Consider the following 14,869-nt stretch of genomic DNA (forward strand, 5'->3'; position numbering starts at 1 on the left):
AGTTATTACTTGATGATTACTTTCTTGTTTTTCTTTACATATACACCCTTGCCTACATTCTTCACCTTCTGGCCTTGCAGGTTGAAGAGAGGCTCGTTGCCGTTGTCGCCGCCCATGTCGCCGTCTGTCACGCTTATGTCGTCGATGGCAGTGGTGTTGTCGTCGCCGTCAAAGATGAAACCTCTTGTCGGTGACGATGCGTTGACACCTGTTGCGGCTGTTTTGCTAATGTCTAAGTAGCCCTTGTTTGGCGTGGCGTTTATCCACGATCCGTCGGTATGTTTTGTGCCACCTACTGTGGCTACAGCCTTATAGAAGCCGAGGTCCTTCTTAGAGTTCATGTTGCTGTAGGTAAGTCGGTAGAATATCTTACCATCTGTAGCCTGAATTGACGTATTCTCGGCAGGTGTGGCTTTAAGGTCGTTACTGCCTTGTATAGCCAAGCCGTTTTCAGTGCCAATCTCTTCCACCTTAACATTTTCTCCGTCGGTCTTCATTAGAACCGCCTCGCCCTTAGCCACTTTATAGGCATAGTCGCCGGTGCGTGGGGTCAGTGCCATCTGTCCGTTGCTCACCGTCACGTTGTATAGTGTCAGCTCCCTTCCTGTCTCCACACCAAGCTCAGTGTCTGCTGTCTGGTTGCTGTATGTTGCCCAATATGTGGAGTTGTTGCCGAGGTTGGTGGCGTGTGAGGTTGTTTTGGGAACATATACTGCGGAGTAGTTCTTGTCATGCGTGATTATTACTCCTTCAGGATCTATTGATAAGACTGATAATTCCTTCAAAGACTCAGAACATGTCGGAGAAGTATATAATTTACCGTCTAAAATACAGAAAACACATATTATATATCTACTTCCAACCTCCTTAGGGGTTGCCGTTATGGTAAATGTCTTTGTCTCATTCTTTTCTATCCGTTCAGTTACCATTTTTTGAACTATTTGTCCTTCCCCGTCAAAACCTTCTAATTGCATTAGCACACTGCAATTTGTTGCTCCACCGGTGTTTTCCATTTTGAACGTAAATGTTGCAGATTCATCGAATGTCTTTGGTGCTTTGACACGATATTTTGCACTACCAATTTTTATAAATGCATTGTTTGTCTCGTATCTGTCGGCAGTGGCGTTAGACTCTACGGCGACGAGAGTAAGTACTGGATCTGAGTTTGCTTCAACAGTGAATTTCTGCGCGGTAATCAAAGAATTACCATTGCCATCGTCAACCCAAACATACAAGTATCCTTGCTCTGATGGGTTAACAGTCAGGACGCGAGTTGTGGTTCCTCCATTTGCAGGCACTGCCAAATACAAAGTGATCGAAGCCTCATCTGGCTTTGTATCTGTACTTGATATATATACTTTCGCATTGTTAAGGTATTCCTCCACTCCGCTATTTGTCACTTTTAGGGTCAGGCCGTTGTTTATTCCATTATAAATAGTTTTATCGGAAGACAGTGTAGCAGACAACGAATAGCCTGTGAGTGATGATGTTGTAGTTGTTCCATCTGACGTGACATAGAAGTGCGGTTTTCCATATTTGCCACCACATTCATCAATCACTGTTTCCCCACTTCCATATACCATATATACCTTTGTTGTGCCCACAGGAAAACTATGGTTGAATGTCAGTGAAGAACTATTAAAATTATAAACTCCATTAATAGATTGGGCAGAAAGTTTAAAAGAGGTAGTTTTGCCTGAAATCAGTTTGTGGCCTGTACCTTCCTTTACAGCCAAAGCCACCCAACCTGTAAAATCATTATATGACATATTATAAACATCTACGTTTACAGTACGGTTTTCCATATCAACACTTTTTACATAGGCATCTAAGCCCTTAGCTTTAGCTATTGGTGCAGTTCCTGTTTGGGTAGATGGCTTTATACCTATCGTCATTCCCATACCTATATTATATCCTCCAGCACCTGTTGTGCTTTCGGCATCAAATGGGTTAAGGAGTGAGATGTCGAAATATCCGTTCCCAGATCCACTCCATCCCCAGTTGATGTGGTAGAAACCATCGCCATTGGCTCCGTCGCAAACAAAAGCGTGACCTGCACCGCTCAGCGTGCGACCATCATAAATTATCGGGCGGTTGTTCGAAAGTTCGTGGTCAATAATACTACACCATTCCTCCAACGAGTAATCACACCTGTCCACGAAAGCAAGAGTGGATTTGTCGTAAGCGAAATACGCTCCAAGCACATGTGAGGTACTACTTGTGATGGCATATGATCCAGCAACGCCATATTCCATCTGAACAGCACAACCACAGTGAAGCATAAGTGTTGCTACTGCAGAGGCTTGTTCGTCAGAATAATTTCCACTTACATATTGCCCCAGCATTTTATTATAATCATACGTTGTTGATGATGCTGTTATTTCCGATGAAGTAAAACCACTTTTACTTGTATATGACGGAATATTATTCTTCAACTGTGTTGGATATCTGTAGTATCTTATCACCTGGGCCATTGCCGTGGCAACACAACCAGTGGCGCAATGCCTGCCTTCTGATATAGGACACATGTTGTAGAACGGTTCAGATTGATCCCACATGATATCTCCGAGCAGCGGACTGACGCTGACTTTTGCTGCCGCCGAAGATTCAGCGAGAGCCATGCGTTCTGCCATTGCACTCTCTAATCTTGTGTCGTCGCCAGCCATCTCCCCATATTGCTTCTCGAAGGTATCGAGCAGCGATTTCAGCTGTATTGGCATGTTGTCCTCTGCCATTGTTCCGCTTGTGGCATAGCCAATCACTTCGGGAAGCCGGTCGTCGCCAGAAACAATGACAAATCCCTTGTTCCCACCATTGTTGAAAAGGTAGAAAGCCTTGCCATCGGTCTCCTCTGCACCGCCAGGCGATTGTTTGCTGAGTGAGGCTTTTGGATTGACAACACCGAGTGCCGCCGCCTTCTGTAAGGCTATAGCCCTTGCCTGTTTGTAGCTACGCGGAGCCGCTAAGCAAATCTGGAATGCTAAGATGCTGAGTAATAGCACAAAGATGTTTTTTCTCATAATAATATGTATTAATTGATTAATTCTTAAAATCAGATAACCGTTTATTCTTTTTAGTCACCTATTAACCCTCAGTTTCCTAATGGTTTATTGCTTTGCAAATTTACGAAAATATTCGAGATATGAGACGTTTATAGTTAATATTTAATAATAATTAACTTAAGTTTCGGAAGTGATTTTTTAACCACAGAGTTTATGAGATTAAGAGTGTTTTTATATGTCATCACTCGAAATGTCGGATGAACCTACTTTATCCTCCACGTCAAATCATACCTATTATTGTAAGTTAACTCACTATTGTTGTAATTGTTTTTATTATCTACTGTCTATATTATATCGGATAGCCCTTAGAGATTTACTAAGGATACGCTTCTGTTTTATGTTCCGCAGTGGTGAACGTATATTCCGCAGTGCGGAACACACATTCCACAGTGGTGAACGTACGTTCCGCAGTGCGGAACATAAAACCAATACGGTACAAAGATACATTAAATATGACTATCATGTCAGTTTTAGTCCAGTTATCCTTATACTTTTATTACTATTTATCAGACACCGACTCATTGGGGTAACTATTAAGAGGTACCCATAATCATTGTCTCTTCGTGTCTTTGTACTACGCGCGCGTACGCACGTGCGCACTCTATAAATTTTAATTTTCTTCTATCACTTCTATCACTAATGAGACAAACATTCTTATTATCTGATAGTTAAATAGTGATAGAAGGCGTGATAGTAGTGATAGAAGAATGGTTTTTTAACTATATTTTAACTGTTTTTTGAAGAAATATGGGTATAATCCCGGTTATTTGTCATATAACTATATCCAAAATCATTGACAGTGCCTGTCTCTGACGAGAAACTTATGCCTACCTTATATATCTTGCGTGGGTCAGCTGCGTAAGGAAGGGCATAGCCTTTTTCCTCTATCTGCTTCAATGCTACTTCAGCAGTAGAGTTGAGTTTGAACTCGAAGATATATACATAATCGGGACACTCGAGTATGCAGTCAATGCGCCCTTGGCTCGTCTCCTTCTCAATATATGTGTTATATCTGCCAAGCAAGCACATGATGAGATAGAAGGTGTATTGGAAGTGACGTTCGCACTCCATAGCGTCCTGCTTGCGCTGGAAGCGATAGGAGATGTTGGCGAGGAAGGCAGTAAGTTGAAGTTTGAACTTTTTGAGGTCGCCTGCCTCCAACGAGTCACTAACGTTGTCAAGCCATGTCGATGATCGGCTTTTATTTCCGAAATAATCAGCAGCGAGAGCCGATGCCATTCCGCTTCTCACTTCCTCATTGGGGAAATCGAGCAGATAAGTATTTCTGCGCTGGTTGTACCCCTTGATGGTCAGATAACCGCTCTGATAAAGCATGGGCAAAGGCCTTTGCTTTGTTGCCTTATAATCAACAAACTCGGGGGCTGAGGAAATAGATTTTCCCCATCGTGACAAGGTCATACACTAATGCCGTCTTGTCAACATACACAAACCCATCTTCACGGCTTGAGCAAAGCGAAAAAAGACGTATGTTCTGGCCTCATAAACTCCTTGACGGGAGCTAAAATACTATTGTCTTTAACTTCATTATGTAGTTACAACTGATTTCTGCAGTCGTCGGGTTATGTCCTCCCAAGTATCGTCTGCTTTCTTGCGATAGAGACGCTGGTTGGTGGTGGGTGAGTTGAGAGGACCGAGGTGACGGAGGTAAGGCCCGAGCTTGTAGTAGTCGAGATTGGATGGATTGACGAGAGGGGAGAGCTGTGCGCGTCCGCTATACCATGCCGTCTTCATGGTGGGGTACGTCTGGTGGATGTATGCTGAATGCATGTCTATTGTTTCCGGCTCGGCATCGCCTCCCATGAATGCTATGCATGTGATGTCGCTGCCATACTCCTCCATGAAGCTGTCGATGGTGTCTGTCGTGAGCGCGCTGCCCGTGTCAGTCCAAAGGTAAGGGCTGTGGCAACCGGGACAGCGGCAAGGACAGTTGGATATGTTGATGGCGAGGGTCACCTCGTCAGGTATTTCTTGAAAAACTATTGAGGAGTTGACGTATTTCATGCTTTTACATTTTTCCCTGAGCGTAGTAACGTCTTGATGCCTCTTCCTGACGTGGCTTTGAGAAGTTGCTCACGCGCTTGAGGTAGCCGATGATGCGTGTCATATAGTCTATATTCTTGGAGTGGCAGTGCGGGCACTCCTTGAGATAACGCTTGTCGATGTGTCCACAGTCGTTGCAGACGGTGTTGGGGATGTTGAACGTGAAGTAGTTGCATCCTTCCTTGGCTGCCACACGGAGAAGCTGTGCATACTGTTGCTTGCTCAGATGCTCTTCGAGGTTCATGTGGAGAGCTGAGCCGCCAGTGAGGTGCTCGATGTATGGGGCGCCATGGAGCTTGAACTTGTCGATGACAGTGAGTGAATCTTCCTCGACGATGTAGAAGTATGAGTTGTAGCAGTCGCGTGGAACGAAGTAGCCGTCTTCGCGGTCCCACTTGGCGTGCTTCACGCCTACGTTCTCGGCTGGAATCATTTCGCAGTTGAACATCACTTCCTTCGTGCGGTATTTCTTGTTGTATTTCTCTATGATGCCGAGGATACCCTGGACGAAGTTCTTGTAGTCATCGTTTGGAGTTATCTTGAGTCCCATGAACTCTGCTGCTTCTACCAGTCCGTTGATGCCTATGGTGAGGTACTGTCGGGAGATGTTGATGTAGCCGGCGTCGAAGAGTGGGAGCATGCCGTGCGACTGAAGATCCTTGAGGTTCTCGTTGTATGCGAGCTGCACTTTGTGACAGAGATCTACCATTTGCTCAAGATACTCATGGTAGTCTATGTTGTTGTTTACGGCATACTGGATGCATCGGTTGAGGTTGATGGTCAGCACGCTCTTCGATCCTGTTGACACACCTCCGGCTCCGAGTGTGTAGCTGAATCCGTTGTCTGTTATCTCGTTGCGCAGGCGGCAGCATGACGAGAGGGAGTCGGCGTTGTCGCTCATGTATGTGAAGAAGGAGTGGCCTTCTGAATACATCTCGGCTGTGAAGTCGCCCCACTCCTCGTCCATAGGCTCGCCTTCGGGAGTGGTGAGCAGTGCCATTGTCTCTACCGGGAAGGTGAGCATGGTGCGTGTGCGCTCTTTGTTGAACCATTTCATAAAGCGTTTCTGTAGCCATGACAGTCCTTCCCAATCGGGCTTTGAACCGTCGGGGAAGTAGAAGTCGCCAAAGATGCTCTCGAAGTAGTAGCGGTCGTAGTAGGCTATGTTCCAGAAGACTGCCTGGTAGTTGCGCGCACCTGTTGGTTGGTTGAGTGAATATACAATCTGCTCGAAGTAGTCGGTGATAACCTTATCGAGTGTGCGCTTCTTAAGGCTGAGGTCAACCTGCTCGTCAGCATGCTGCCAATAGTCTTTTCCATACTCTAAGCCTATGAAATAGTTCATATACATGAGGAACTCAGGTGTGGCGCAGGCTCCAGAAAGCATACTTGACACCATGAAGACCATGTTGACAAAGCCGCCGCAGAAACTCTTTAGATTAGAGGGAGCTGTAGAGTTGCCTCCTATGGCTATGGTGCCTCCGATGAGCCATGGATACATGGTGATGCTGGCACAGTAGTTGGCAAGACTTGTCTCGTCGTTCTTGTATATGAAGTGGTGAGTGAGTTTATCAATATACTCGTTGGCCAAATCCTTGCCATACATTCGCTTGATGCGGTCAGTGAGCAGGCGGCGGTTGAGGCGGATGAAGTTTGACTTTGGCAGTTCTCCTATTAGGGTGGCTATGTTCTTATGCTCTACGTTGGCATTGGCGTCGTATTTAGAACCGGTGGCAGCGTTGACAGATTCGCAGTAGTCGGAGAGGAACTGCAACTTGGAGAGTGTCTCGCGATCCTCGGTATGTGCCTGACGATAGAGCATAAATGACTTGGCCACAGCGTAGTGCCCCTCTTTCATGAGTGCCACTTCCACTTGGTTTTGGATGTCTTCCACCGTGATGTCGTCATGCATCTTCAGCTGGCAAAGAATCTTCGAGATTGTGCCGAGGTCAGCAGGTTGGTTTACACTTTCGAACGCTTTTGCTATTGCGCTCATAATCTTGTCCAAGGAGAAGACAGCCTTTGAGCCGTCTCTTTTCGTAATTGTAAAATTATTCATGTTTTCAGTTATTTGCGTGTCCGTAATCCCGCAGACACATGTTACTACTGGCAAATGGCAGGTCTTCTGACTTATCCTCAACGACACGGTCTTCCCGGACATCTGCAAAACTCTGGTGTTTTGCTATCCAGTGACATTATTGGTCGGTTTCAAAAAAGGACTTACAGCATCGGGTAATGTCGCAGATTCTCACTGCGTTCCCATCTTAGCTCCGTAGCCTCAGAAATATCATCTCTGAGGGGGAGAACCAAATGCGGTTGCAAAATTATATGATTTTCTTGAAAAAGAAGAAGAAAAGAAGAAAAAAAGTACAAAAACATGCTTTTTTGCAATCTAAACTGCTTCTCGCAATAATTAGTTTTTAATGCTTATCAATCCTTATCTTTGCAAATTGTGTTTTTTCATCGATTTAAATAAAAATCTTACGCTCAAAAAAGATAATTTATTCTCTTTTTCTTCGCTAAATCGATTTTTTGCACTATCTTTAGATAAGATAGGCTGCATCTCAACAAAAAAAATAAAAGTTTTTGGACTTTTATTTTGTTTTGTCTTCGATTTAAATAAAAATCTTACGCTCAAAAAAGATAATTTATTCTCTTTTTCTTCGCTAAATCGATTTTTTGCACTATCTTTGCTTCCGAATTGTGGGCATATCACTCCTGCAACAGTCAGAAAAACATGGGTACATATATAAACAAAGGTAATAAAGCTTTCAGAGACATCGTGTCTCACGAATATGTTGACAAGACATCGTTGATACCGCTGATAAATGCTAATCTAAACTCCGAGAGCCGGTACAGTTGTGTCACCCGCTGCCGTCGATTTGGCAAGTCGATGGCGGCAAAGATGCTTTGTGCCTATTACGACAAGTCGTGTGACTCGCGCGAACTGTTTCGCGGATTAAAGGCCGAGCAGGACAAGACATTCGAGACATATCTCAACAAATACAACGTGCTCTATCTCGACGTGACATCATTCACAGCACGGCCGGAAGTCAGGAAAAACATCGTGAGAGTTATCCAGGAAGAGATAATAAATGAACTTAAAGAGGTTTTTCCCGATGTAAAATACAAAGACAATTCCGACCTTATGGATGTTCTTTCCTCCATCCACCAAGCCACAGGAGAAAAATTCTTCTTTATCATCGACGAGTGGGACGCCATCTGCCGCGAGTTCCCCGAGCGACAGAAGATGAAGGGAGACCCTGATACTGTCACACCCACCATACTCGATGAATATGTCATGCTACTCCGCCGTCTGTTCAAGACACAGGATTCCGACGAGGTATTCGCCGGGGCATATCTCACTGGCATCCTGCCCATAAAGAAATACAACACCGAATCGGCGCTGAACAATTTCTGCGAGTATTCAATGATCGACCCGGCTTTCCTTGCCGCTTGCTATGGATTTACTGAAGACGAGGTTAAGATGCTGGCAGAGAGATACAACGCATCTATGGACAACCTTAAGATGTGGTACGACGGATATAACATCGGCAGGGAGAAATCCATCTACAACCCTTATTCCGTGATGAAAGCCCTGCAACGTGGTTCATGCCGAAGCTACTGGACTACAACGGGAGCCTACGACTCGGTCATCACATATATACAGATGAACTTCGACGGGCTCAAGGACGACATCATCCGTATGCTGGCGGGAGAACGCGTGTATGTCAACACCTCAAAATTTCAGAACGACATGAACATTGTCAGGAGTAAGAACGATGTTCTCACAGTGCTCATACACCTTGGTTACTTGGCATACGACGATGAAAAACAGCAGTGCTACGTGCCCAACAAGGAGGTAACCGACGAACTCTTGAATGCAGTGGAAGACACCTCCTGGAAAAGACTTGCAGATGCAATAACCGCTTCGCGCAACCTTCTCGACGCCACCATCGCGGGCAACGAGAATGCAGTGGCACAAGCCATCGACCTTGCCCACGACGAAAACACGAGCATCCTCGCCTACAACGATGAGAACTCCTTGGCTTGTGTGCTCACAGTAGCATATATATGGGCAAGAAATGAATACGTCATCCATCGCGAGTATGCCACTGGCAAGGGATATGCCGACCTTGTGATGATTCCGCGTCGCAACGTCAGCAAGCCAGCCCTCGTCATCGAACTCAAATTCAACAACACGGCCGACACTGCCATCGACCAGATAAAGCGCAAGCAATATCCCGCAAAGATTGCAGAATACACCGGCGACATACTACTCGTGGGAATCAATTACGACAGAGAAACAAAGCTGCACACTTGCAAAATCGAGAGTTTCAAAATTCGTGTGTAAAGTATAAATACAAAAAACGTGATATTTTAGAGGCATATAAATAATAATTATGTATATTTGCAGATGAATAATATATGGACTTAAAAATATAATAAATTAATTATGAAATCGACAACAAAAAACCATGTTAGTAACTTCCTTAACCTTAGAGTGTTAGTGGGGATTGGTGAAAAGTGCAGAACTTATCTGTTGGTTATATTTGCATTCCTGCTCACGGCATTGCCTGGATGGGCACAGAATGTGGTACAGGAGTCGGTGACAGATGGCACTGGGCTAAACTACAAGCTGTATAGCGACAATACAGCTACTCTTCTTGGCGCTACTTCCGAAGATATTTCAGTGCTGAACATTCCCGCCAGCGTGACATACGGTGGTCAGGAATATAAAGTTACCAAAATCGGTGATCACGCTTTTGTAGGAAAATCTTCTCTCACGTCAATCATTGGCGGCGAGAATATTACAAAAATAGGGTATAAAGCTTTTTCGGGATGCTCTGCTCTTACAGGTAATATAGTATTTAATAATGTAACAAATATTGGAGAAGGCGCTTTTTGGGAGTGTGGCAATGGAGGGTTGAATTTGACATTCAACAATCTCGAGTGTGAGACAATAGGTTCTAGTGCATTCAAAAGTTTTAATGGCACTGTGAATTTGTATGGTAATGTTAAATATATTTTAAATAATGCTTTTTATAATGTAAATAATCACGAGAATTTTCAAGTGAATGCTAATCTACGTGGTATCACGATTATTGATGAGATTAACTTTTATAATATAAAAGGAGGAAATATCTCCTTGGAAGTAAACAATGTCAATATTGGTCTATCTACATTTTCTGATTGTATTGCTGGAATAAAAATCTCAGGAACTATACAGAAAATTAATCAAGGGGCATTTTATAATTGTAATGAAACTATCATAGAGTTATATAATTCCTCCATAATATCGATAGATAATAATCCATGTTCGGAGGGAAATATTTCTACTATTTACGTTTTACCATCATTAGTGGAAGAATATAAAACTAAAGGCATCAACGCTAATTTTGAAGCCCTTTCCGACAATCAGGCCCAAACAATCAACGACGTCAAATATGCTGTAAGAAGCAACGCAGCGGAATTTGAAGTGATAGGAACAGAGGTTGGTGCTTCGTTTGAAGACGGTATAGTGAACATAATTGATAATATTTACGGCCTTCCCGTCAGTTCAATCAGGGAAGATGCATTCAGTGAACAAGAGATAAGCTGTATCTTGGTGCCTGAGGAGAGATATAACGCAATACACTCTAATGCCGGAGAATATGCCGACAAGGTGTTTGTAAATAGAGGTAAGGTGAATATCGTGGATGGCGACAATACCACATTGACATCAAGCGACAAAACTTGCTATTTGCCAGGCGACATCACCTACAGCCGCACATTCAGCGAAGCAGGCCAGTACGCCACGATGTGCCTGCCCTTCGACCTCCCTGTGACCAATGCCCAGAAAAAGTTTGAGCAGGTATATGTTGCGCAAGGCAACATCATCCACAACACCTCCACCGACATGTATATCCTGATGCTGCTCAACCCCGAAGGCGAAAGCATTCCTGCCGGCACCCCGTTCTTCGTGAAGACCAAAGACACCGACGTGAAGCTGCAGAACAACGTGTTATGCCGCATGACCACAACGCCAGCCACAACACCGCTCACCGTGGTTGACTGGGACGGCAAGTCGGGACTGATGACCCAATGCCCCGATGTCAACGTGACATGCAGCGGCACCCTCGACGCCCGCACCGACTTCGACGAGACCTACTACACATTCAATACCGACGGCTCGTTCGGCAACCGGCGCGCCGACACCAACTTCCCCGCCTACCGCATGTATCTCAACATCACCAACAAGAGCAATCAGGCTGCCCCCATCCTCATGTCTATCGGCATCTTCGACGACGACGACAACACCACCGGCATCCTCAATGTGATGCCTGTTGTGCTGAAGAAGTCAGCCGCAGAGGGCACCTTCACCATCGACGGCCGTGCCGTAAAAGGCACTCTGTCAAGGGGCTTGTACATAGTGAATGGCAAGAAGGTGGTAGTGGAATAAAAATGAAGAGTACTAACATTTAAGAACGAAAATACAATGAAGAAAAAAAAGTATGAAACCCCATTAATGAAGCAGTATGACATTATGCCAACCCGCATATTGGCTGGCAGCAATGAACCCGGTACAGGTAAAAATGGTAACGGAGGCGGCTACGCCGGAATCTTCTATCCTTCCGCCGACGGCATTATGGCATAAAAGTCAATGATTGTCGAAGGACAATAATTAGTGGAATAATTGGCATTTTGAATCAAAAACAGGATAAATCATCCGTTTTTAATCATTTAATTGCAGATTTTCGTTGATTTATGCGAAAGTCTGCAATTATTTATGTACTTTTGTGGTCTGTAACTTTGCATACTACTTAAATAATATAAATGTATGAAACAGATAATTGAATCGATTCTTATGATATTACTCTTGGCTTGCGTCTTGCCTGATAAGGCGATGGCGGCTGAGAGGGAGACTTTCGCTATAGGCAAGAACACATTCTTGCTTAATGACAAACCTTTTGTGGTGAAGGCTGCCGAGGTTCACTATCCTCGCATTCCTCGCCCTTATTGGGAGCATCGCATCAAGATGTGCAAGGCCCTGGGCATGAACACACTCTGCCTGTATGTCTTCTGGAATATACACGAACAAAAGGAGGGCGTGTATGACTTCACGGGCCAGAACGATGTAGCTGAGTTCTGCCGCCTGGCGCAGAAGAACGGGATGTATGTCATCGTGCGCCCCGGCCCCTATGTGTGTGCCGAGTGGGAGATGGGCGGACTGCCATGGTGGCTTTTGAAGAAGAAGGATATCCGCCTGCGCGAGCGCGACCCGTATTTCATGGAGCGTGTGCGGCTGTTTGAGAAGGAGGTGGGTAAGCAGCTTGCTCCGCTCACTATTGACAATGGCGGACCGATAATAATGGTACAGGTGGAGAATGAATACGGCTCTTACGGCGAGGACAAGCCATACGTGTCGGAAATACGCGACATCGTGTGTGAGTCGGGATTCGACAAGGTCACACTCTTCCAGTGCGACTGGTCGAGCAACTTCACCCGCAACGGTCTCGACGATCTCATCTGGACAATGAACTTCGGGACAGGTGCGAATATCGACAATCAGTTTCGCCGCCTCAAGGAGTTGCGTCCAGAGTCGCCGCTGATGTGCTCCGAGTTCTGGAGCGGATGGTTTGACAAGTGGGGCGCACGTCATGAGACCCGTCCTGCCGACGACATGGTGGCTGGTATCGACGAGATGCTTTCCAAGGGCATCAGCTTTTCGTTGTATATGACTCATGGCGGTACGTCATTCGGTCATTGGGCTGGAGCCAACAGTCCAGGATTTGCCCCAGACGTAACATCCTACGACTATGATGCGCCAATCAACGAGTGGGGACTGCCTACGGAAAAGTATTGGACACTTCGACGCACTATGCAGAAATATGCCGATGGAGGAAAGCTCCCCAATGTACCCAAGGCTCCAATGCCAATAATCTCTGTGCCTAAGTTTATGTTTACGGAGTTTGTTCCTATTACAAGTGGTATCGACACAACAATAGAGTCGCGCGATGTGAAGACCATGGAAGAGCTCGACATGGGGTGGGGCAGCATGATCTATGAGACGACATTGCCCACAGTCGCCTCATCGTCGCTCTTGACGCTGAACGACTGTCACGACTACGCTCAGGTGTTTATCGACGGCAAATATATTGGCAAGATTGATCGTGTGAAAAACGAGAAAAGTCTTATGATTCCAGCAGTCGCGAGCGGCCAGAGACTCACCATCCTCATCGAGGCGATGGGTCGCATCAACTTCGGGCGTGCCATCAAGGACTTCAAGGGAATCACCGAGCGGGTCACTCTCACCGCCGAGACCGACGGCCACATACTCACATACGACCTGAAGAACTGGCACATCGCCACCATCCCCTGCGATTATCAAACTGCAGTAAAAGCATTCGCTTCGGCTAAGCCTCATAGGTTTTCCCTTCAGTCGCCTAACGTTGTTTCTTCATCTAATAAAGGTTACTATCGTGCCAGCTTCACTCTGAAGAAGGTTGGCGACACCTTTATCAATATGGAGGCATTTGGCAAGGGAATGGTGTATGTCAATGGTCATGCCTTAGGTAGGTTCTGGAACATCGGTCCACAGCAGACACTATATGTTCCCGGTTGCTGGTTGAAGAAGGGCAATAACGAGGTTGTGGTGCTCGACATCGTAGGTCCTAAGGGAGCCCCCGTGGCATATTGTCAGGACAAGCCCGAACTCGACAAACTCAATCTTGAGAAGAGCAACAAACACAATAATCCAGGCGACCGTCCCGACCTCAATTCCGCCGCTCCAGTTGTCGATACTAATCTCAAAGCCGGCAACGGATGGCAGACTATTTCGTTTACCGCTCCCGCAAAGGGCAGATATGTGGCAATAGAGTGCCGTTCCACTCATGCGTCCGACCAAGTGGCAGTGGCAGAGCTATATCTTCAGGATAACAATGGCAAGCGTCTCAGTCGCGAACCATGGACAGTGAAGTATGCCGACAGTGAGAACGAGGCGGGAAATCATACCGGCGACAAGGTGTTCGACCTTCAGGAGTCAACCTATTGGCAGACGAAGCGCGGTACCGACTTCCCTCATCTGCTGGTCATCGACCTGGGCAGTGAGCAGACCATCAAGGCTCTCGACTATCTGCCACGAGCCGAACAAGGTGCTCCTGGCAGTGTAAAGCAAATGCGGGTATTCGTATATTAATAAAAGAGGTGTTGTGGAAATATACTTCCTTTCTTACTTGCGATTCATCCACTTCAGATTAGACGATTTCAAACATCTTGTCAAACCCGGTCATCTTGAAAACTTTTTCCACAATATCGTTCAAGCCCTTGAGGGTGACCGTCTGCCCGTTGGCATTTGCAGTCTTCTTGATAATCATAAAAATGCGCAGACCGGTGGATGAGATATAGTTTAGACGTGTAACGTCGATGAGCATCGGCTTTACCATGTCCTTTTGCAGTGACTCAATCTCTTCTTGCAGATCTTGGGCTGCCACGGTGTTTAATTCTCCGTTCATCTCCATTGCAAGGATTTCGGGAGAGTTTTGTGTTACTGTAAATTTAAACATATTTTTTCTTGTTTTGTTCGTATTAAAATGGTAAGATTTTGCAGAAACGTAATTCTTTGGTCACAAAGGTAGTAATATTCTTGAAATATCAACAGAGAAATTTCAAAACATCTTAATATTTAACATTAATTGGCAAAACCTGTAAGGTGCTGAGTAGTTACTATCCGTTGATAAGCGATATGCAACCTTCTCAGCGGTTTG

9 protein-coding genes, 1 pseudogene and 1 riboswitch are annotated in these 14,869 nt (G+C 45.4%); of the genes and pseudogenes, 5 read left to right on the top strand and 5 right to left on the bottom strand.

What is annotated here, in order from left to right; genetic code table 11:
* Nucleotides 1-5: 5 nt before the first annotated feature.
* From CIK99_RS04410 to nrdD, 4 genes are all read right to left on the bottom strand, one after another.
* Complete coding sequence (locus CIK99_RS04410) at nt 6-3,020, bottom strand: C10 family peptidase (protein ID WP_094380177.1); 3,015 nt, start codon at nt 3,018-3,020, stop codon at nt 6-8.
* Between the two features lie 768 nt (nt 3,021-3,788).
* Complete coding sequence (locus CIK99_RS04415) at nt 3,789-4,475, bottom strand: PD-(D/E)XK nuclease domain-containing protein (protein WP_371590944.1); 687 nt, start codon at nt 4,473-4,475, stop codon at nt 3,789-3,791.
* A 132-nt stretch (nt 4,476-4,607) separates the two neighbouring features.
* Complete coding sequence (gene nrdG, locus CIK99_RS04420) at nt 4,608-5,084, bottom strand: anaerobic ribonucleoside-triphosphate reductase activating protein (RefSeq protein WP_094380181.1); 477 nt, start codon at nt 5,082-5,084, stop codon at nt 4,608-4,610.
* Between the two features lie 4 nt (nt 5,085-5,088).
* Nucleotides 5,089-7,182, bottom strand: a complete 2,094-nt coding sequence (gene nrdD, locus CIK99_RS04425; protein ID WP_094380183.1) for an anaerobic ribonucleoside-triphosphate reductase — start codon at nt 7,180-7,182, stop codon at nt 5,089-5,091.
* 38 nt (nt 7,183-7,220) lie between these two features.
* Nucleotides 7,221-7,449: riboswitch (cobalamin riboswitch) on the bottom strand.
* 411 nt (nt 7,450-7,860) lie between these two features.
* Between nrdD and CIK99_RS04430 the strand changes: the two genes are divergently transcribed.
* The 5 genes and pseudogenes from CIK99_RS04430 to CIK99_RS04440 all read left to right on the top strand — a co-directional run bounded on the left by CIK99_RS04430 (nt 7,861) and on the right by CIK99_RS04440 (nt 14,301).
* Nucleotides 7,861-9,477: an AAA family ATPase gene (locus tag CIK99_RS04430; protein WP_094380513.1), complete on the top strand. Its 1,617-nt coding sequence runs from the start codon at nt 7,861-7,863 to the stop codon at nt 9,475-9,477.
* Nucleotides 9,478-9,579: 102 nt separating this feature from the next.
* Nucleotides 9,580-10,461, top strand: a pseudogene (locus CIK99_RS16010) (leucine-rich repeat domain-containing protein); the annotation flags it as partial.
* A 24-nt stretch (nt 10,462-10,485) separates the two neighbouring features.
* Nucleotides 10,486-11,565, top strand: coding sequence for a hypothetical protein (locus tag CIK99_RS15715; RefSeq protein ID WP_254047721.1), 1,080 nt, complete (start codon nt 10,486-10,488; stop codon nt 11,563-11,565).
* Nucleotides 11,566-11,601: 36 nt separating this feature from the next.
* The gene (locus CIK99_RS15200; RefSeq protein ID WP_158215900.1) at nt 11,602-11,760 is read left to right on the top strand and encodes a hypothetical protein; all 159 of its coding nucleotides are present in this window, start codon (nt 11,602-11,604) and stop codon (nt 11,758-11,760) included.
* Nucleotides 11,761-11,943: 183 nt separating this feature from the next.
* The gene (locus CIK99_RS04440; RefSeq protein WP_371590886.1) at nt 11,944-14,301 is read left to right on the top strand and encodes a beta-galactosidase; all 2,358 of its coding nucleotides are present in this window, start codon (nt 11,944-11,946) and stop codon (nt 14,299-14,301) included.
* A 58-nt stretch (nt 14,302-14,359) separates the two neighbouring features.
* Here CIK99_RS04440 and CIK99_RS04445 read toward each other — a convergent pair whose 3' ends face one another.
* On the bottom strand, nt 14,360-14,668 hold the full coding sequence (locus CIK99_RS04445) for an STAS domain-containing protein (RefSeq protein WP_094380187.1): 309 nt from the start codon (nt 14,666-14,668) through the stop codon (nt 14,360-14,362).
* Between the last annotated feature and the right edge of the window lie 201 nt (nt 14,669-14,869).

Source organism: Prevotella sp. P5-92 (genome assembly GCF_002251245.1).
In the GTDB taxonomy this organism is placed as follows: domain Bacteria; phylum Bacteroidota; class Bacteroidia; order Bacteroidales; family Bacteroidaceae; genus Prevotella.

Coding starts and splice junctions, on each gene's coding strand:
- nrdD (WP_094380183.1), bottom strand. CDS start 7,182: ATGAATAATTTTACAATTACGAAAAGAGACGGCTCAAAGGCTGTCTTC.
- CIK99_RS04410 (WP_094380177.1), bottom strand. CDS start 3,020: ATGAGAAAAAACATCTTTGTGCTATTACTCAGCATCTTAGCATTCCAG.
- CIK99_RS04445 (WP_094380187.1), bottom strand. CDS start 14,668: ATGTTTAAATTTACAGTAACACAAAACTCTCCCGAAATCCTTGCAATG.
- CIK99_RS04430 (WP_094380513.1), top strand. CDS start 7,861: ATGGGTACATATATAAACAAAGGTAATAAAGCTTTCAGAGACATCGTG.
- CIK99_RS04440 (WP_371590886.1), top strand. CDS start 11,944: ATGAAACAGATAATTGAATCGATTCTTATGATATTACTCTTGGCTTGC.
- nrdG (WP_094380181.1), bottom strand. CDS start 5,084: ATGAAATACGTCAACTCCTCAATAGTTTTTCAAGAAATACCTGACGAG.
- CIK99_RS15200 (WP_158215900.1), top strand. CDS start 11,602: ATGAAGAAAAAAAAGTATGAAACCCCATTAATGAAGCAGTATGACATT.